Source organism: Parvimonas sp. C2 (assembly GCF_035282405.1).
In the GTDB taxonomy this organism is placed as follows: Bacteria; Bacillota; Clostridia; order Tissierellales; family Peptoniphilaceae; genus Parvimonas.
On the sequence record NZ_JAYKBP010000002.1, the window covers coordinates 396,174 to 414,663 of the forward strand.

Sequence of the window (18,490 nt, forward strand, 5' to 3'; positions counted from 1 at the left end):
TTAAAATAATTTAGTTATATCATCAATAAAAACTTCTTTATCCATTGACTTGATATATCTGTCAATTTCAATATCTTTAAGAGCCTCTTCAATTGACTTTTTCGAACATTGAACTCCTTTTAATATACCACACAATCTATCTATACCCAATTCACTAAAGAAATCTCCTTCAATGGAAATGTCTTTAATCCTCCCGTTTTCAATATCAAGACCTATTTCTACAACCCCACAAGAATATTTTTCAGCTTTTCTATTTTTTTTCAAAGAGCCATTTCCATAATTCCAGTTTTTTGTTGCAAAAAGAGAATCTCTAATTTCATAAATTTTTTTCATCTCTTCCGTGCTTAAAGTTGTAATATTGGTAATTTTGTATTCATCTTTTATATATGCAATAGCCTTATCCATAAAAGTTTCAACATCCATATCAATCATATCTCCTATAAATCCTACTCTGGATCTTACAGATTGTACAGCTTTCCCTTTAAATTTTATATCTCTTGATTTTAAAGAATTGCTTAGATTATATAAATTTGCTTTAAATAAAAAAGTACCATGATGTAAAATCTTTTCTTTATTTTGATATTGGGCATTTCCACTGACCTTTGCTCCGTCTATCTGAATGTCATTTCTTCCCGTAAATTCTGCATTAAGCCCCAAAGACTTCAGAAAATTAACAACTGGCTTTGCAAATTTTTTAAAAGATGAATCCACGTCATCTCCGGTTTTTTTAGTTATAAAACTATATTGCATATTTTCCGTATCACAATATATTGCACCACCACCGGATAATCTTCTGATTACATCCATATTATTTGCATTTGTAAAATCCAAATTGACTTCCAAATCAATATTTTGATATCTTCCAATCAAAATACAAGGCCTATTTCTCCAAAGCATAAAAATATCTTCATCATAATTTTCCATTAAATAAAGTTCTATTGCATGATTTAAAGCCGGATCAAAATTTTTATTTTCAACAAAAATCATATTATATCTCCATAAATTAATTTTAACTTAAATATATTTTACCACAAATCAAGCTATAAAAATAGTACCACAAAAAAAGAAAACCAAAATGATTTTCTTTAAATTTTTAAAAACTTTCTTAAATTCTGTAAAATTACTATTGTCATTAACATAACAATTCCTGTTAAAACCATTGTTCCACCCGGCTTTAATCCTTTGTAGTACGAAATAACAATGCCTGCAATCGTAAATAACATTCCAAACAAAATAGAATAAACCACTGTCTGAAAATACGATTTTGAAACTCTTAAAGCACAGGCGACAGGAATAACCATAAGAGATGAAACCATTAAAACTCCAACAGTTCTTGAAGCGATTGAAATTGATAGAGAAATTAGAAATGTAAAAATTATATTTACGGTTTGAACTCTAATTCCTGCAAGTCTTGCTCCAACTTCATCAAATGAAACATATAACAGAGCTTTATACAATACAACGAAAACAGCAATTACAATAAAAAACACCATTGTAACTAAAATAACTTCAAAATCACTTATGGCAACAATACTTCCAAACAAAAAACTGTTGAAATTGGCTGCCCCTTTTACGAAATCTGAAAGAACAGCAGCAAGTCCAATCCCCATACTCATAATTATTGCTGTTGATATATCCGAATTTTTTGGAAAATATCTCCTCATAATTTCAATGGAAAAACTTGCAATCGCACAGGAAACTATCGCCGTTATAATTGGATTTACTCTAAAAATAAGTCCAATTGTAACTCCGGCAAGAGAAACATGAGATAATGCCTCCCCAATCATAGAATTTCTCTTATTTACCATAACAACCCCAATGCAAGGTATAACAATGGATAACATAATTCCAACTAAAAAAGCTCTCCTCATAAATTCAAATTGAAACATTATCTTACCACCACTTTCTTATCTCTTATTTCCACAACCCTTGTAAGATTATCTTTCATAATTTCAAGCTCATGAGTTACAAGCAAAATTGTAATTCCATGCACTCTGTTAAGATGAGTTAAAATCTTAAAAAGTTGATTTTTACTTTCTTTGTCAATTCCTGTTGTAGGCTCATCAAAAAGTAAAATCTTAGGACTATTTATTAAAGATTTTGCAATCATAATCCTTTGTTGTTGTCCACCACTCATTTTATTCAGAGGTGTATTTGCAAACTCAAGCATATTAACTTGTGATAATGCCCTTTTTGCAAGTTCAAGATGACTTTTTCTTGAAAATTTGAAAAATCCCATTTTATCATAAAGATTTAAGGTTACAATCTCCAAGGCGGTTATGGGAAAACTAGGTATATTATTAGCATTTATCTGTGGAACATATCCTATAATCTTCCATTCTTTAAAATTTCTAATATTTGTATTTGATATAAATATTTCTCCACTTGATGGGTTAAATTCTCTTAAAATTAATTTGAGCAAAGTAGATTTTCCACTACCATTTGCTCCAATTATAGCTATAAAATCTTTCTCTTGAATATCAAAAGAAAGATTTTCTAAAACATTTGCGCCCCCACTGTAAGAAAAAGACACATTTTTTATTGAAATAATATTTTCCAAAACATTCTCCTATCTTGTAATTTCAACTATCTTCAAATCTTTGATAGTTGATTTTTCTATCTAAGTTTTTAATTTACTTCTCTTAACTAAAATTAGTCTATTTTATATAAATCATCTATATATTAAGCTGTGATAAATTCTTTATAAATTTAAAATTAAATTTGTAACTTTTATTTTATCCTATTTATCTATAATCATTTTTATATTATCTTTGCCATAAGCCAAAAAAAGTGATATAATAATGGCAAAGGAAATGATTTTAGTTATGATTTTTTCACAATCACTCCTTTTAGTTAATTAAGAGTGATTATATTTGCAAATAGCACTCATTTACATATACAGTATTATATACCTATTCTAGTTAAAAATCAAGCAAAGGAGAGTATTTATGAAAAAAGTTTTTTTGAATATTTTAAAAGAAAATGACTTAAAAATTACAAAAAACAGATTAGCAATCCTTAATGAATTGGACAAAAGAGAAATTCCTACAACAGCAGAAGATATTTACAATGCAATCTCAACAAAAGGAGAAAAATATAGTATCTCAAGTATATATAGAGCATTAAATCAATTCTGTGAAAAAAATATTGCAAAGAGAACTGCAGAAATAGATGGAACTACATATTTTCAATTGAATAATGGACATATTCACAGTCTAATTTGTGAAAAATGTAAAAAAATAATACCGATAAATCATTGTCCAATACATAGCTTAATTGATGACATAGAAAATAAAACCGAATTTATTGTAACCGGACATTATTTAGAAATTAAAGGACTTTGTAAAAATTGTCAGAAAAAACTTTCAAAAGAAGAACTGGATTATATAAAAAATTCCAGTAAAGAACTGCACAGTAATCATAAATGTAAAAATGAAAATTGTATCTAAATACCTTTGAAAACTTTTTTAAAAAGTATTGACAAATATTTAATAAATTGATATAATAAACAAGCATTCGTATGAGTGTGAAGTTTGGTGGGTGTGGCCTAGCTGGTTAGGGCGTCAGATTGTGGCTCTGAAGGTCATGGGTTCGAATCCCATCATCCACCCCATATATGCAGGAATGGCGGAACTGGCAGACGCGCTAGACTTAGGATCTAGTGTCATTGACGTGGGGGTTCAAGTCCTCTTTCCTGCACCATGTTTTCCCGTGTAGTAGTTAAAAAGTAGAGTTTTTTGGACTCTACTTTTTTCTTTACAAAATTTAAGAGAGGAGCTATTATGAAAAAAGTTATAAATATTGAAAAAACAGACTCTAATTTTGAAGATTATATTTTATTTGATATAGAAACAACAGGTCTTAGTAGGACTAAAGACTTTATGTATATGTTTGGTATTTGTGAAAAAAAAGAAAAAGAATTAATCTATTCTCAATATTACATAGAGAATGAAAGGGAAGAAAAAGACTTGATTTTAAAGATAAAGGAGCTTTTAAATTCAAAACAAGTAATCTCATATAATGGCGACAGATTTGATTTTCCATTTATAAGAAAAAAGATGGAAAAATATAATATAACAAAAATAGATTTTCAAAATATTGACATTTACAGGCAATTCCAAAAACTTAATTTTTTCCTTGATGAACCTAGCCTAAAAGCTATAAATCTAGGAAAAAGACTTGGTTTTGATGTTCATGACCATGTTAATCAACAAGAAATGCCTAAAATTTTTAAGATGTATCAAGAACTTAAGGATAAGGAGATGTTGTCAAAACTTATTTACCATAACTATATTGATCTGCAAATTCTAAGCTATATTTATGAATATAAGGAAAGTGTTTTAAATAAAATTTTGACTATTAATAATAAAAAATTTACAGGAATTTTAAAAAATATTTATATTCAAAAAAATTATCTGATAACGAGACTTTCTAATACGGAAAAAGCAGAAATAAATTTTCATCAAAATAATTACAGTATAACAAGCAATAAAGATGAACTCAAAATAGCTTTAGAATTGGAAGACGGATTAATTGAAAATAATATAAAAGCTAAAGTTTTTAAATCAAAATATGAAAATAAAATCTTCAAAGAGTCCCAAAATTTAACTGAAAACTTTATTCTGATAATAAAAAATAATAAAATAATTAAAGAAAATTTACTCCTTTTACTAAATTTAATTTAATATAGGTAAAACGGTAAAAAATCCTTTAATTTTTTCGGTTTTTGGTGTATAATAATACTGGAGGTAGTTATGTAGTTGTTGATAAAATTTAGGAGTTTACTATGGATGTCGGTGACAAAATTTTTTATCCTATGCATGGAGCAGGATTGATTAAAAGCATAGAAAATAAGTGCTTAGGCGATGATTGTGAACGATTTTATGTGATTGAACTTCCTATGGAACAAAATTTGCATATATTTATTAAAGAGGACGATATTGATAAGTTTGAATTTAGACAACTTGTAAATGAAGATACCCTCGATAAAGTTTACAATTACCTTAATGATGTAGATTGCCCTATGCCTAATAATTGGGTACAAAGATACAAGGAAAATACACAAAGGCTTAAGTCTTCGGATATTTTCAATATAGCATATGTTTTTAAGGGATTGGTTGTTAGAAATGGGAAAGGTAAACTTTCTTTAAAAGAATTATTTATGTTAAACCTTGCTAGACGAATTTTAATTTCAGAATTTGTTATGGTTAGTGGTTTTTCAAAGAACAAAATCAACAAAATAATAGATTATTCTATGGAACATTAGGAGGAAAGTATGTTTAAAGTTTTAAGATACTTGACCTTTGTTTTTGGTGGACTTTTAGGAATTTTAGCTGCCTATGGAATTGGTCAAGTAATAGAATTAGAGGTAAGTAAATCTATTGTAGTTTCGATTTATACCGTATGTGCAATTATTTTTGGTATCATTTTTTATTTATTATTTCCGGTAATTTTTAAGAAACTTACAGAAAATTTTGAAAATGTAATTAAAAAGGCACAAAAGACTCCAACTTCAGATATTGTTATCGCGATAGCAGGGCTTATAGTTGGATTAGTTATAGCTTTTTTAATCTCTTTACCTATTTCCAATATAAATTTTCCTGTTATAGGAAATTTATTAAGTGCAACCATTACCATTTTTATATATTGTGCACTTGGATTTATTGGAATTAAAATTGCAGTAGATAAAAAAGACGAAATCTTGAAACTTAAGATTTTTTCAAGAGAAAAAACTATTAAAAAAGGACAGTCTTATCCTAAAATTTTAGATACTTCTGTAATAATTGACGGAAGAATTTACGATATAATTAAGACTGGATTTTTAGAAGGTCCAATTATTATTGCCATGTTTATGGTTAAAGAATTGCAATACATCGCCGATTCTGAAGACCCAAACAGAAGACAAAGAGGTAGACGAGGACTTGATATTTTAGATTTACTTCAAAATGAAAAAAATGTTGAGATAAAAATTGTAGATAAGGATTATAAGAATATCAAAGAAGTGGATCATAAATTGTTAAAACTAACAGAAGATTATCACGGAAAACTTATTACAAATGACTATAATTTGAATAAAGTTGCATCTCTTCAAAAAATTTCTATACTTAATATAAATGAGCTTGCACTTGCAGTGAAACCTGTCGTAATTCAAGGCGAAAAACTTATTGTTGAAGTCATAAATCGTGGTAAGGAACCTGAACAAGGTCTTGGTTATCTTTCCGATGGAACCATGATTGTAGTTGAAGACGGAAAAGATTATATTGGCCAAACAATAGAAACAACTGTAACAAGTATATTGCAAACTCCTGCGGGTAAGATGATATTTACTAGAAAAAACTTAAAATAGATATATTATGTAATTTAAAGGAAGGATTTCATGAATGAGAGAATTTATAAATCAACATCTTTTCAATTTGTAAAAGAATTAGTATTATTATTTGTTGCCTGTGCCTTTTTAACTTTTATTCTACGTTTTTTTCTTCAAATATATGATAATGTAATCATTGTGGCGATTGTAGGCATTGTTTCATTATTATTTACACTTAGTGACAGAAAATTATATGTTAAAGTTACTGATGACACTCTTACATTAGTAAAAGGTAAAAAAATTGATGAATACAAAATAGAAGAATGTGCCTTAAAAGCTAGAATAAAAAATAATGATATTCTAACTTTATATGTTACTGATTCAAATGGTAATACAAAAAGTTATGATTTATCATTATTAGGCCACAAGCAATTCGAAAAACTTATTGAAGATCTTCGTATAGTAGGAGACAAATCAGAATCAATTACGCTTAAAGCGGAATAGATATATAGGAGGATATTATGGATAGTATTTCACAAATGATAAAAAATATGGGAATCTTGGCTTATATCATTCCTGCTGTTTTTATCATTTACATTATTGGAATTGTAATTTGGATGAAAAAAAGAAAACAAGGATATGAAAAATGGCTTTCAGAGCATCCTGATGCAGTTAAAATTTATTTGACTACAGGTTTTAACGCCATTACTTCAAAAACACTTTCCGGAAGAATTTTAAGTCCAAATGCTTATCCAAAAATTGCATATGAAGGAACTAAGTCTGTAATTTATGCATTACCTGGAACTGTTGATGTAGAACTTACTTACAGTTATACAAGACCTGGAGTTCTACATAAAAATGTAACTACAACTTGGGGACCTACAAAACTTTCACTTGAAGTTGAAAAAGGAAAAACTTATTCTTTAACTTTTGATAAAGATGAAGAAACTTTCAAATTCAGCGTTGAAAGATAATTAGAAAAAGGAAAAACTTCGACAATTTATGTCGAAGTCAGAGTGCAGACAAAGCATAAGTTTTGTCTGTGCTTTTTTTAATTCTAATTTTTATCAATTTTAACTAAAAGCTGACCATAATAGTCAGCTCCTAGTTAAATCAATTTTGATAAATTATTCATATTAAATTCTTTTAATAAGTCTTTTATTCCTGTTTTTATTTCATCTCTTTCGTCCATAAATCATAATCCCTTTTTAATTCTTCATCTTTTTCCAGCATTTCATCAATAGTTTTATTTACCTTTTCATCTAACTCTATAAAATTTTCATTTATTTCTTTTGCCTTTTCTACTTTTGGATCAAGCTCTCTTTTTGTTTGTCCTACTGTAGTATCATAAGTTACTCCACCTTCCATATATGCTGCCCTTACTTCTTGTGGTGATAAAATAAATCCAAACGGGACTTCTAATGTACTATCCCATATTTCTTCTGCTCCTGCAACTGCTTTATCTCTTATATTTTTTATATTTTCATATGCTGTTGTCGATATTTCTTTTACTCCTTTTGATATTATTCTTGCTTGTTCGCTATCTAAAAATATTTCCTCGTTCTTCGTATAGCCTCCTTGTGCTAAATTTTCTTTAAAACTTTTTAGATTTTCTAGTTCACTAAACATTTCTTGTTTTATTTTTAGATGTTTTTCTGCTACTTCCCCTTCTTTATTTATAAGTTCTCCATTTTCATTAAATTTCCAATTCGATAAACTATGAGGTATAAATCCACTGCCATAATCTAAATATATTGCTGTTTGTGTTTCGTTTCCTGTAATATTTCCTATAAGATCACGATTATTTCTATAATTCATAAATTGCTCAGGATGTTCTCTCATATATTCTATCTCGTCTCCATATATCATCTTATGTATATCCGGTCCATTAAATCCTACATTATAAAAGCCCTTTTTTAAAGCAACATACATAGCTAGAGATTGACCTAATGAATGCCCCGTTGTAGTTATTATAGAATCTGGATATTCTGCTCTTATTTTATCTGCGAATTCTAATGCTGTATTCGATTGAGCTTTAGATATTTTTAAGTCTAGCGACAAAAGGCGATTGCTCTCACTAGACAGCTTATACTTTGTACTTCCAAGGTAAATCGTTTGAATGTCTGTTAAGATATCATTCCATTCATCAGTTCCTGCATAAGCTATTACAATATGCTTTGTATCCACTTTTCCATTTATAATTGGAGCAACTGCCATTACTTGCATTCCATTTTCATGGTCTAGTACTTCTAAGACTTTAAATCTATTATTAGATTTTTCAAAATCATCACCTTTTTTTAAAGGGTAATCAATTCCTGGTTTATTTTTTCTAACTTTATAAACTTCATTTGAAATCCATCTATAATCTAAATCTGTAATCTTTACATCACTCATAATCTAATCCTCAAAATACTCTATATTTGCTTCTAATTTTGTATTGTTTTTTGGAGGTTTTACTCTTTTAAATTCTTCACCATGATATCTAGCACCAGCTATTTCTTTTGTTTCGTAAATTTCTGAAACATCAGCATAATATTTTCCGTTTATTAAAAGAATGCAATCCCATATACCTGTCATATAATTTTTTCTGTAATTTGTAATTTTTATTTCTTTTATTTTCTCACCATTTGTTAATTCATAATTATTTACAAAATATAGGGCAATTCTATCTTGCCTTTCTCTAAATTCTTCTTTATGCTTTGCTCTGTTTCCATTTAAACTAAAAGCCATAAAAACACCTCCTATTAAAATTATAACTAAGCCTATAATATATATCTTTTTCATTTTATATCTCCCTATTTTGAAATAAATCTAAAATACATCTGTAATTATTATATCATAGATAAACTAATCCTCAAAGCATTTTATCTTTCTTTGGGATTTAGTACTTTTTTAAGTTTATTTACTGTTCACGTCAAGCTATTAAACAACTATTCTTTATATATCAACTCAAGCAAAGCCAATCTATCTATAGCTTTATTTACTTGTAACCAATAGTAAGTCTGATGTGGCAATTGTATTATTTGATAAAAATATTCTGAAAAGCTCATGTCCTCTAAACAATGAAATTCCCATAGACAAAAGAAAAACCCTTAACTTGTAATAATCCAAGCAGGGTTTTTCTTTTTAACAAAATTTCATTCGATTAGGATTTATATCTTTCTCTTTTTCGTAAAATTTTAAAATCTCAATACCATTTTCTAAAATCAACTTTTCAATTAATGGTTTATCTTCAATATTATAGAATAAAATGCTTATTCCACAACAGTGATCTTCCGTTTTAGGAGTTGGTGCTATTGTACATTTTATTCCATTTTGTTTCATTAATTTATAAAGTTCTTGACCGTTTTTTGTATCTTTAAAAAAAATATAATATAGCATTAGCTTAACATCTCGATAAATGCACCAATTCTTGTTTTTAATTGTTCACTGTCTGAGTCCGTATAGTCAGTTTCGATTCCAAGAACAGGAATTTTAGCTTCTTTTAAAGCTTTTTCAACTATTGTTCCCTCTGTATCATAAAGTGTACAGAACTTCAAGTTTACATCAATAACTCCGTCTATATTATATTCTTTAACCAATCTGATTATGTCTTCAACTCTTTCAGTATTTGGAGTAAAGCATGCACAGTTTATACTTCCTAAATATCTACGAGTTAGATTTTCAACCATTTCATCCATTGTCTTTCCATTTTCATCTACTAGATGTTCAGAATATCTATTACCTGTACACATTTCTTCACAGACAATCATTCCTCCTATATTTTCAACTATTTGATGAATCTTCCAGTTTGGAATTGAAAGCGGAGTTCCGGTTAACAATATTCTCTTTGTACCTTTTTTAAATACACTTACATTATTCTTTGCTCTTTCTTCAAGTTCATCACAAAGTCTATTTACTTGTGCAGTAAATCTTACAGGGTCATCATAAAATGCTATTTGTGTGATAAGAAGTACATCTCTTCCTGAAATAGGTACATTGTCAAGTTTTCTAAAACTATTTAATCTTTTTAAAGCCTTTCTCTTATTGTTCAAGGTTACAATCGCATTTTTTAAGCTTTCTTCTGTAATTTTATTTCCTGTCAATTTTTCCAATTCAGCCATATAGCCTTTTATTTCTTCTTTCCATTTTACAAAATCTTTTTCTCTCTTCATTTGTGGAATATCCATTATATACATTGGAGCATCTTTCGCTAAAATTTCCCATGCCTTTTTCTTACCGTCACAAGTTGTTTCTCCAACAAAAAGATCAGCAATTCTAAAGAATGGACAAGTTCTATCAAATCTTGCACCCAAAGATGCCTTTATCAACGGGCAAGTAGATGTTGGAAGTACTTTTTCTCCACCCGGAACCCAAAATTGAGATCCGCTACACAAACCTGTTGCAATAGCTCCTGCTGCAACTACAACTTCATCAGGAACATGGATACAAAAAGAGCCTACAACTTTTCCACCCTTCTTTTGAAATTCAATAAGTTCTGCAGGTCTAATTCCATGAATTTCTGCAACTACCATATTGAAATAGTCCATACTCTCAGGTCTATTTTCTTGACTTAAAAAAACATCTCCGAATGCGACAGGTAAAACTTCACATAAAATATCATGAGTATCGACATCCATATTCAAATCTTCCCACATTTTTCTGTAATCAGCCATTTTATTGCCTCCTATAAAATTTTATTTATTATCATAGGGACAATCTTGATACAAAATATCTAATTTTTTTGTTTTCTTATTATTATACTTTTCTTTCAAAAACTCATAACCACTACTTTTATAAGTCTTAAAAATTTCTCCAAGACAAAAATTTTCTATGATTTGATAATCCTCATATTTTTTATCAATATCGTCCAAAATTTGAATTGCTCTTGGAACGTATATCTTTTGTCTTTTTTTATTTACATCTTTAAAATTAGACAGTACTCTATCAATCATATTATTTTTTTCTTCCAAAGAAAAAATAAATTGAGTATAAAATTCAACCTCATATAAAAATCTGGATTCAATATCGGTTTTAGAAAGTTTTTCCAATTTTGAAGAAATATTTTTAGATAATTCAACGGCTTTTAAGAAATTTGTTTCAGAAAAATCTCGATTATAGACTTCCTCTACTCTGTTTTTTAAATTTTCAAGATTACCATCGTAGAAAAAAACTTTGTCCTTTAAATTATCTTTCAATACTTTTAAAAGCAGAGGGCAAGAATTATCTACAACAAGTAATTTTGCATTGTAAAGCAAAGGGCATTTTTTAGTCATAGCATAAGTAAGAGTTGAATCAATTATGCTACACAAATCTTTTTCATTCGAATATTCCAATATGTATTTATCTACTCCGTCCAAAGGTAGAGGCACCAAGTCAAAACCGTAAAATATTTCTTTCGGAATGGTTCTCCCCAAGTATCCTATTATGTATTTTTCACTATCTAAACCCATTATCGTCTCTACAAAAGCATTTCGCCTAAGCTCTAAAATTTCTTCTCTCAAATTTTCCATAATCTTTTTTGATATTTAATCATATCTCCTTATTTTTTCTTTTAATATTTTAGATATTTTTCAAGAAATTCTATGATAAAATAACTTTTTAACTATGTATCTGACTGTTTTCAGCTTCACCTCCAATATAATTAGAATTTTTAATTATCATTTAGTCAAATACATTAACTTGTGTTTCATATTTGTATTATATCACATATTTTTTTACTAGTAAAATTAGAAATATTAATTGAAAGTCCTTATTCATAACGAAAATTTATAATAAAACATTGAATTTATATTATTTATTAGCCAATTGAATAAAAAATCTTTTTTTATAAAATAATATAATCCTATTTTAAGGATATATCTTTAAATAATTATTCTTTTATTGACAATGCTTATTATTTATGATATACTCAATCTATCTTCAGGGCGAGGGTAGTTTCCTCACCGGCAGTAAAGTCTGCGAGCATTATGCTGAATTGGTGAAATTCCAATACCGACAGTTAAAGTCTGGATGAAAGAAGAAAAATTTTTGCCCTAAAGATGGCATTTTTTTTTGCTAAATTTTTAGGAGGTTATTATGAATAACAAAAAATTCGGTATTTCAGAGATTACAAAAATTGCAATTCTTGCATCAATATCTGTGCTTTTAATGTTAATTAAAGTTCCTCTACCTTTTTCACCTACATTTTTGGAATTGGATATTGCAGAGCTTCCTGCATTAATCGGAGGATTTGCAATGGGACCATTAGCAGGATTCTTAATTGTTTGCATAAAAATATTATTAAACATTGTAATTAATGGGACAAAAACTTTTTATGTTGGAGAACTTTCAAATTTAATTGTTTCATCAGCATTCGTATTGACAACTGCACTTATCTATAAACATAACAAAAGTAAAAAGTCAGCTCTATTAGGACTTGCTATAGGAAGCATTTCAATGTCTATAGTTGCAACTTTGAGCAATTATTTTATAATTTTCCCACTTTATGCAAAATTATTAAAAATTGACTTGAACACTTTTGTCAGTGCGATTTCTAAAATAAATCCACTTGTAAAAAGTTATTTTACATTAATGGTATTTTCAGTACTACCTTTTAACTTAGTTAAAACAGCCGTTACTTCAATAGTAACATCCTTATTATATAAAAGAATATCACCTATTTTAAAGAAAAAAGCATAGAATTCTATGCTTTTTAATAAATACATCAAAAAACGACAAATTTTCATTTGCCGTTTTTTATATTTCATATTTTATTTTTCTATTTCCTTTGAATTTTCCATTCTTCTATAAAGATATAATGCAATTAAAGTAAATAACAATGGCCCTGCAATTGACATTATAGTTGTTTTAAAATCACCCTTGGAGATAGCTGGTTCAATAACTGTAAATAAGTTTGCGAAACCAACTATAAAACAAGTAATAGCAACAACAACTTTAACTGTTGAATAAGTTTTAAATTTTACAAAAGGTCTTTCTATATTCTCATTTTTTCTAAATGCTAAGAATGAATAAGCGATAAAGAAATAAGGTAAAGTCAAAGAAACATTTGTCATGGAAACTAAAATTTGGAAAAATTGTTGTGCGCTATCCCCACCAAATGATACTACTGCAATCATTATTATTACACAAATTGCTTGGTAAATCATAGGTTTAGTATATACTCCATTCTTTTGTTCAGTCCATGATTCTGGCCATAATTCTTTAGGAGTTCCTCCAATTAACTGTTTTAATGGAGAATAAATAAGAGTAAAGAACGCTCCAGTCAAAGCAAGGAACATTGATATCCCCATATAACGAGAAACCCAAAGTCCTACATTCCTTGCAGCAGATTCGGCAAGACCAAAAGCAAGTCCTAATTGATATCCCATATGGTTCATAGCAATATATGATACATTACCTAAAGTTATTTTTTGTGCTGAAAATTGTGTAAATGCAAATGACCATTTAGTAAATGTACCAAAAATCAAAATACCTAGTGAATATCCTAAAGATACTACAATTGCTGAAATAACAATACCTTTTGGAAAGTTCTTTTCAGGATTTTCAGTTTGGTCAACAAGTCCCCCTACAACTTCCAAACCACCATAAGCAAATATAGCATAAACTATAAATGATAAAACTTGCAAACCACCAGCATAATCAGGATTTGGTGAATGAGCTAAAGCGTTAGCAGTTATTGAATCTCCTACTCCACCTTTGTTTAAAATCAACATCAAAATTCCACCAACAAATAAAAATACATTAATTAATGCTACAGCACTACCACCAAAAGATGTAAATTTCTTAATTTTATCAATACCCTTTGTAGATATAAATGTTAAAGTGATAATCCATAAAATAGCAAGAATTCCTAATGTTTTTACAGAACCCAATCCTAATAAAGACCAACTTTGAGTTTTATCAATCCCATAAATTGCATTTGATAAAACAATCCAAATACCTGAACCAACGTTTACCATCCATACTATGTATGATGCATACCACATAAACGTTACCACAAATGCATATTTACTTCCTGAACTTTTTTCCATCCAAGAGTAAATCCCCCCTGCAGAATCTTTGAAAGCAGAACCATACTCTGCAATCATAAATGCAAATGGCAAGAAGAAAGCCAAACAAGAAATAATATACCAAGGAATAGCTGCGTATCCCATAAGATAGTATGATCTTGTAACATTAGTAAAACCAAAAACAGAAGTGAACACCATTAAAACGAGTGCTCTTAAACTCAATTTTTTCTTAGACATAACATCCCTCCAATATTTATTTTTTTCATTTTGAATTTTAACACAAAATAAGAGACATGTCAACATAGTATAAATAAATTTTATACTTTGCAATCAAAGTATTTTTTTTGAAATCAATGATAAATTATAAAAAATAAAAATATCAACTAAAAAAAGTTGATTACTACTGAAAAAATAATGCATCACAAAAATTATTTAATGCTTTTAAGCGGATTTAATATATAACAAAAAAATTTAATGAAAATTTATTTATAAGTAAATTTAATAAAATAAATAGATATAATTTTATTATTGACGCAAACTTACATTTTTAAATAATATTTCCTCAAAAATTAGACATTTCTCTTTTTGAATATTTATTCTTATGATAAACTTCAATGTAATATATTTTTCATACTTAAATTTTAAAAAAATATATTTTTTATATTTTTACATTGTTTAAATCATTTTCCATAATTTAATTACATAAAAAAACGGCTTTTAATTTAGCCATTTTTATAAAACTTTTTTAATCTATATCCTCAATAAACACTTTTCCGTTTACAACTCTAATTACCTTATCAAATTTTTTAAGATGTTCCATTGATGTATTATGTGTTACAATCAAAACTGTTTGATCTGATTTCAATAAAATATCCTCTAATTTTAAAACACTTTCAGCATCAACACCTGTAAAAGGTTCATCCAAAACCAGTATTTCTCCTTTTCTACACAATATACGAAGTAATGCAAGAACTCTTTTTTCACCACCACTAAAGTTTGAACAGTCATCAGTATTTCTACCAAGAATATCCTTGATTATTGCAACTTCATTAGCATTATCCGGAATATAATCATAGGAATATGAATCAAAGACAGTTACATTTTCTTTTACAGATGCACGATAAATATGCTCATGTTGACTCATATAAAGCAATGTACTTGATAAATTAAGCTCTGTTACATTTTCTCCGTCAATACTTACTTCCCCATTATTTGGCTTATGTATTCCAAGTAATAAATTTAAAAATGTTGACTTTCCAGCTCCTGATTTACCAACAATTGCATATTTTTTACCTTTTTCTATTTTTAAGTTTATATCTTCTAGTTGTAATTTATCAACTGTGAAATTTACATTATCAAAAATTAATTCATTTTTGAAATTTTCCAATTCTCTTTTGTTTTCTGTTTCTGATTTTTGATTTAAAAATGAAAGTATATTTTGTTTTGTAGAATTTACTGAACGGATAGCCGTAATGTCATATAGCAAGCTATCAATAGGGTCGATGAATGCAGAAGAATAGCTTAGTGTTGCTATTGCCACACCTACAGTTATCTCTTTTTTATAGAATAAATATCCTACAATCGCAAAAGTAAAAGCCCTAACCATTTTGGTCATTAAATCACTTAATCCAAGTACCAGTGCTTTTTTCTTTCCAAATTCATATCTTTTATCCGCTGTTTTATGTAGAATTTCATTATGTCTATTTTTTATATTTTCAATTGTTTTAGAATTTATTAAGCCAAAACCTTCAAGCAAATCGGAAATAGTTGAAGTATATTTTCCAAGATGCCTTTGGTATTTGCTTCTGCTATTATCCAACATTTTTCCAAATATTTTTGGGATAAAAATCGCAAAAATAGAAGATAAAACTACAACCATACCAATTTTGTAGTTGATATTCATAAAGATAATAACTCCATAAATTAACATCATATTTACCGAACGAATTACATCTACAATAGGTTGTAAATAATCTTGTTCTAATGCAGTAATATCGTTGGATTGAATAGAAATATATTCCCCTATCGGCTTCTCTTGAAAAACTTTACTATTCATATTAAAAATTTTATCAAAAAAATTCTTTTTAAGTCTTGTTTCAAACGAAATTCCTGATTTAAATGCTACTAAAACGCAAAAATATTGCATTAGTGAATAAATTCCAAGTAACAAAGCATATAATAGAATGGCTAAAATGATTTGACTTGAGGTGCTTTGTAATCCATAATCAAATAACCACTTTTGAATCAATGGAGTTAATGCTAAACAAATAACTCCTATAAAATCCAATACTACTTGAAGAATAATATATTTTTTAACTTTAGATACATAATCTTTCATCCTTTACTCCTAAATAATTTATAGTAAAATAAAACTCTATTTTTAAAACTAGATATAATCAATTAAATTATATCATATTAAAAGTCAAAATGAAATCTTTAATTTTTAATAAATTTATGCAATTTAAGACTTTACTTTTTATATTATATGCTGTATAATTGTGAAGATAAATTTAAGGAGGTCCGTTATGACAAATTTAGTTAAGTTTTTTAAAACAAATATATTTGATTTTTATAACTTTGTTTTGGCGACACTCTTTTTCAATTTTAATAATAGATTTGTTGGCTTTAAAAATATTTTAATTAATTATTAATGAAATAACTGTTGTTATTTCATTTTTTTTATATTTTTAAGACTTGAGTAAAAGGAGGATTTATGAATAATAAAGAAATTATTGGCGTAAGGGACAAAGTTCCTGTTACAATGCTTATACCTTTGAGTTTACAACATACTTTTGCTATGTTTGGAGCTTCAGTTTTAGTTCCGATTTTATTTAATGTAAACCCCGGTATTGTTCTTTTGATGAATGGTATAGGTACATTATTGTTTATTTTTATAACAAAAGGAAAGGCCCCCGCCTATTTAGGTTCAAGTTTTGCCTTTTTGGGAGTAGGTACCGTTATTATAAATACTATGGGTTATAGATATGCACTCGGTGCTTTTGCTACAACAGGATTTTTAGGTTGTATCTTAGCGTATTTAATCTATAAATTCAGAACAGATTGGATAAATATTGTGCTTCCACCTGCAGCAATGGGTGCTGTTGTTTCTCTTATTGGTCTTGAACTTGCAGGAAATACAATAAGAGGCGGAAAAATAGGTGCAAATATATTGACTGAAACTTCAACTAATGCTGATGTTTATGTATTTTTAATCACTCTTTCAGTTGCGATTTTAGGTTCAGTTGTATTTAGAAAATTTTTAGGAACAATTCCAATCCTTATTGCTATCATCTGTGGATATATTGCAGCTTTAGCTTTTGGAATGATTGACTTTTCTACAGTTACATCTTCAACATTATTTACAATACCGGAATTTCAATTTCCAATTTTTGACTTCAAAGCAAGTTTGATAATGCTTCCTGCATTACTCGTAATAACTTCAGAACATATAAGTCATCAAGTTGTAACAAGTAATATAATAGGTCAAAATCTTTTAGAAGACCCGGGATTACATAGAAGTATCTTTGCCGATAACTTTTCAACTATGTTATCTGCTCTTGTAGGCGGAGTTCCAACAACAACTTATGGAGAAAACATCGGCGTAATGGCAGTTACTAAAGTTTATTCAGTTTATGTAATTGCAGGGGCTGCAATAATCTCAATATGTATGGCATTTATCGCCCCTTTAAGTATGTTAATTCAAAGCATACCAGGAAATGTAATTGGTGGAATAACATTCTTACTTTACGGAATGATTGGTACTTCTGGAATAAGACTCTTAGTTGATTCAAAAGTTGATTATTCAAATAGCCAAAATTTGATTTTAACTTCAGTTGTATTTGTAACAGGACTTAGTGGAATTTCAATTAATTTCTTTGGAATGCAATTAAAAGGAATGGTTCTTGCAAGTATGGTTGCAGTGGTACTAAGTTTAATATTCCATTTCTTAAACAAATTCGGACTTTCAAATCATAAATAATAGTAAGTCCTGTAGAGGACTTATTAAAGAATATAACATTTTTATAATTCGTATGAAATTATTCTAAAGACTTTTAATGAATAAGCCTTTTTCATTGTATGTATCTTCGATACATTTACTTTTGCTAAAGCAAAAGTATGAGATCTTTCGACTACACTACGTTTCGCTCAAGATGACGGATAAGGAATAAACCTTTATTAAGGGCTTAACGTT

Annotated in this window: 19 protein-coding genes, 2 tRNA genes and 1 riboswitch; of the genes, 11 read left to right on the plus strand and 10 right to left on the minus strand. The window is 28.1% G+C overall.

The window, feature by feature from the left end:
• The 3 genes from VJI95_RS04900 to VJI95_RS04910 form a co-directional block, all read right to left on the minus strand.
• Window positions 1-987 carry a lipoate--protein ligase gene (locus VJI95_RS04900; protein WP_324010458.1) on the minus strand — a complete coding sequence of 329 codons (987 nt, stop codon included), beginning with the start codon at window positions 985-987 and terminating at the stop codon, window positions 1-3.
• A 98-nt stretch (window positions 988-1,085) separates the two neighbouring features.
• The gene (locus tag VJI95_RS04905; protein WP_323999273.1) at window positions 1,086-1,889 is read right to left on the minus strand and encodes a metal ABC transporter permease; all 804 of its coding nucleotides are present in this window, start codon (window positions 1,887-1,889) and stop codon (window positions 1,086-1,088) included.
• On the minus strand, window positions 1,889-2,560 hold the full coding sequence (locus VJI95_RS04910) for a metal ABC transporter ATP-binding protein (protein WP_323999274.1): 672 nt from the start codon (window positions 2,558-2,560) through the stop codon (window positions 1,889-1,891). The genes VJI95_RS04905 and VJI95_RS04910 overlap by 1 nt, the downstream gene beginning before the upstream one ends.
• A 388-nt stretch (window positions 2,561-2,948) precedes the next feature.
• Between VJI95_RS04910 and VJI95_RS04915 the strand changes: the two genes are divergently transcribed.
• The 8 genes from VJI95_RS04915 to VJI95_RS04950 all read left to right on the plus strand — a co-directional run bounded on the left by VJI95_RS04915 (window position 2,949) and on the right by VJI95_RS04950 (window position 7,281).
• On the plus strand, window positions 2,949-3,449 hold the full coding sequence (locus tag VJI95_RS04915; RefSeq protein WP_323999275.1) for a Fur family transcriptional regulator: 501 nt from the start codon (window positions 2,949-2,951) through the stop codon (window positions 3,447-3,449).
• Window positions 3,450-3,536: 87 nt separating this feature from the next.
• A tRNA-His gene (locus VJI95_RS04920) sits at window positions 3,537-3,613 on the plus strand.
• A gap of 5 nt (window positions 3,614-3,618) precedes the next feature.
• A tRNA-Leu gene (locus VJI95_RS04925) sits at window positions 3,619-3,702 on the plus strand.
• Window positions 3,703-3,782: 80 nt separating this feature from the next.
• Window positions 3,783-4,685 (plus strand): ribonuclease H-like domain-containing protein, encoded by a 903-nt coding sequence (locus VJI95_RS04930; protein WP_324010459.1) that lies wholly within the window; start codon window positions 3,783-3,785, stop codon window positions 4,683-4,685.
• Between the two features lie 101 nt (window positions 4,686-4,786).
• On the plus strand, window positions 4,787-5,266 hold the full coding sequence (locus VJI95_RS04935; protein WP_324010460.1) for a CarD family transcriptional regulator: 480 nt from the start codon (window positions 4,787-4,789) through the stop codon (window positions 5,264-5,266).
• A 9-nt stretch (window positions 5,267-5,275) separates the two neighbouring features.
• Window positions 5,276-6,346: a PIN/TRAM domain-containing protein gene (locus tag VJI95_RS04940; protein ID WP_323999279.1), complete on the plus strand. Its 1,071-nt coding sequence runs from the start codon at window positions 5,276-5,278 to the stop codon at window positions 6,344-6,346.
• Between the two features lie 30 nt (window positions 6,347-6,376).
• Entirely contained in the window at window positions 6,377-6,811 is a 435-nt protein-coding gene (locus tag VJI95_RS04945; protein ID WP_323999281.1) for a hypothetical protein, read from the plus strand.
• A gap of 17 nt (window positions 6,812-6,828) precedes the next feature.
• Complete coding sequence (locus VJI95_RS04950) at window positions 6,829-7,281, plus strand: hypothetical protein (protein WP_323999282.1); 453 nt, start codon at window positions 6,829-6,831, stop codon at window positions 7,279-7,281.
• 196 nt (window positions 7,282-7,477) lie between these two features.
• Here VJI95_RS04950 and VJI95_RS04955 read toward each other — a convergent pair whose 3' ends face one another.
• From VJI95_RS04955 to VJI95_RS04975, 5 genes are all read right to left on the minus strand, one after another.
• Window positions 7,478-8,701, minus strand: a complete 1,224-nt coding sequence (locus tag VJI95_RS04955; protein WP_324010461.1) for a hypothetical protein — start codon at window positions 8,699-8,701, stop codon at window positions 7,478-7,480.
• A gap of 3 nt (window positions 8,702-8,704) precedes the next feature.
• Window positions 8,705-9,091 carry a hypothetical protein gene (locus tag VJI95_RS04960; protein WP_324010462.1) on the minus strand — a complete coding sequence of 129 codons (387 nt, stop codon included), beginning with the start codon at window positions 9,089-9,091 and terminating at the stop codon, window positions 8,705-8,707.
• A gap of 342 nt (window positions 9,092-9,433) precedes the next feature.
• Window positions 9,434-9,688: a DUF3343 domain-containing protein gene (locus tag VJI95_RS04965; protein ID WP_324010463.1), complete on the minus strand. Its 255-nt coding sequence runs from the start codon at window positions 9,686-9,688 to the stop codon at window positions 9,434-9,436.
• Window positions 9,688-10,962 carry a double-cubane-cluster-containing anaerobic reductase gene (locus VJI95_RS04970; RefSeq protein ID WP_269720695.1) on the minus strand — a complete coding sequence of 425 codons (1,275 nt, stop codon included), beginning with the start codon at window positions 10,960-10,962 and terminating at the stop codon, window positions 9,688-9,690. The genes VJI95_RS04965 and VJI95_RS04970 overlap by 1 nt, the downstream gene beginning before the upstream one ends.
• Before the next feature lie 21 nt (window positions 10,963-10,983).
• Entirely contained in the window at window positions 10,984-11,799 is an 816-nt protein-coding gene (locus VJI95_RS04975) for a 2-hydroxyacyl-CoA dehydratase family protein (RefSeq protein WP_324010464.1), read from the minus strand.
• A 401-nt stretch (window positions 11,800-12,200) separates the two neighbouring features.
• Window positions 12,201-12,314: riboswitch (FMN riboswitch) on the plus strand.
• A gap of 50 nt (window positions 12,315-12,364) precedes the next feature.
• On the opposite strand from VJI95_RS04975, the gene VJI95_RS04980 reads away from it, so the two are divergent.
• Complete coding sequence (locus tag VJI95_RS04980; RefSeq protein WP_323999995.1) at window positions 12,365-12,967, plus strand: ECF transporter S component; 603 nt, start codon at window positions 12,365-12,367, stop codon at window positions 12,965-12,967.
• Between the two features lie 71 nt (window positions 12,968-13,038).
• Here the strand turns inward: VJI95_RS04980 and yjeM are convergent, their stop codons facing one another.
• Both yjeM and VJI95_RS04990 read right to left on the minus strand, forming a co-directional pair.
• Window positions 13,039-14,535 carry a glutamate/gamma-aminobutyrate family transporter YjeM gene (gene yjeM / locus VJI95_RS04985; protein ID WP_323999997.1) on the minus strand — a complete coding sequence of 499 codons (1,497 nt, stop codon included), beginning with the start codon at window positions 14,533-14,535 and terminating at the stop codon, window positions 13,039-13,041.
• A 508-nt stretch (window positions 14,536-15,043) separates the two neighbouring features.
• On the minus strand, window positions 15,044-16,636 hold the full coding sequence (locus tag VJI95_RS04990; RefSeq protein WP_324010465.1) for an ABC transporter ATP-binding protein: 1,593 nt from the start codon (window positions 16,634-16,636) through the stop codon (window positions 15,044-15,046).
• A 187-nt stretch (window positions 16,637-16,823) separates the two neighbouring features.
• On the opposite strand from VJI95_RS04990, the gene VJI95_RS04995 reads away from it, so the two are divergent.
• The gene (locus tag VJI95_RS04995; RefSeq protein WP_302050446.1) at window positions 16,824-16,949 is read left to right on the plus strand and encodes a hypothetical protein; all 126 of its coding nucleotides are present in this window, start codon (window positions 16,824-16,826) and stop codon (window positions 16,947-16,949) included.
• Between the two features lie 62 nt (window positions 16,950-17,011).
• Window positions 17,012-18,277: a uracil permease gene (gene uraA, locus VJI95_RS05000; protein ID WP_324010466.1), complete on the plus strand. Its 1,266-nt coding sequence runs from the start codon at window positions 17,012-17,014 to the stop codon at window positions 18,275-18,277.
• Window positions 18,278-18,490: the final 213 nt, after the last annotated feature.

Excerpts from the sequence above, each read along its gene's own strand:
- VJI95_RS04960 (WP_324010462.1), bottom strand. The coding sequence starts at position 9,091 with ATGAAAAAGATATATATTATAGGCTTAGTTATAATTTTAATAGGAGGT.
- VJI95_RS04990 (WP_324010465.1), bottom strand. The coding sequence starts at position 16,636 with ATGAAAGATTATGTATCTAAAGTTAAAAAATATATTATTCTTCAAGTA.
- VJI95_RS04980 (WP_323999995.1), top strand. The coding sequence starts at position 12,365 with ATGAATAACAAAAAATTCGGTATTTCAGAGATTACAAAAATTGCAATT.
- VJI95_RS04955 (WP_324010461.1), bottom strand. The coding sequence starts at position 8,701 with ATGAGTGATGTAAAGATTACAGATTTAGATTATAGATGGATTTCAAAT.
- VJI95_RS04970 (WP_269720695.1), bottom strand. The coding sequence starts at position 10,962 with ATGGCTGATTACAGAAAAATGTGGGAAGATTTGAATATGGATGTCGAT.
- VJI95_RS04940 (WP_323999279.1), top strand. The coding sequence starts at position 5,276 with ATGTTTAAAGTTTTAAGATACTTGACCTTTGTTTTTGGTGGACTTTTA.
- yjeM (WP_323999997.1), bottom strand. The coding sequence starts at position 14,535 with ATGTCTAAGAAAAAATTGAGTTTAAGAGCACTCGTTTTAATGGTGTTC.
- VJI95_RS04930 (WP_324010459.1), top strand. The coding sequence starts at position 3,783 with ATGAAAAAAGTTATAAATATTGAAAAAACAGACTCTAATTTTGAAGAT.
- VJI95_RS04900 (WP_324010458.1), bottom strand. The coding sequence starts at position 987 with ATGATTTTTGTTGAAAATAAAAATTTTGATCCGGCTTTAAATCATGCA.
- VJI95_RS04915 (WP_323999275.1), top strand. The coding sequence starts at position 2,949 with ATGAAAAAAGTTTTTTTGAATATTTTAAAAGAAAATGACTTAAAAATT.
- VJI95_RS04995 (WP_302050446.1), top strand. The coding sequence starts at position 16,824 with ATGACAAATTTAGTTAAGTTTTTTAAAACAAATATATTTGATTTTTAT.
- VJI95_RS04935 (WP_324010460.1), top strand. The coding sequence starts at position 4,787 with ATGGATGTCGGTGACAAAATTTTTTATCCTATGCATGGAGCAGGATTG.
- VJI95_RS04945 (WP_323999281.1), top strand. The coding sequence starts at position 6,377 with ATGAATGAGAGAATTTATAAATCAACATCTTTTCAATTTGTAAAAGAA.
- VJI95_RS04965 (WP_324010463.1), bottom strand. The coding sequence starts at position 9,688 with ATGCTATATTATATTTTTTTTAAAGATACAAAAAACGGTCAAGAACTT.
- uraA (WP_324010466.1), top strand. The coding sequence starts at position 17,012 with ATGAATAATAAAGAAATTATTGGCGTAAGGGACAAAGTTCCTGTTACA.
- VJI95_RS04950 (WP_323999282.1), top strand. The coding sequence starts at position 6,829 with ATGGATAGTATTTCACAAATGATAAAAAATATGGGAATCTTGGCTTAT.
- VJI95_RS04975 (WP_324010464.1), bottom strand. The coding sequence starts at position 11,799 with ATGGAAAATTTGAGAGAAGAAATTTTAGAGCTTAGGCGAAATGCTTTT.
- VJI95_RS04905 (WP_323999273.1), bottom strand. The coding sequence starts at position 1,889 with ATGTTTCAATTTGAATTTATGAGGAGAGCTTTTTTAGTTGGAATTATG.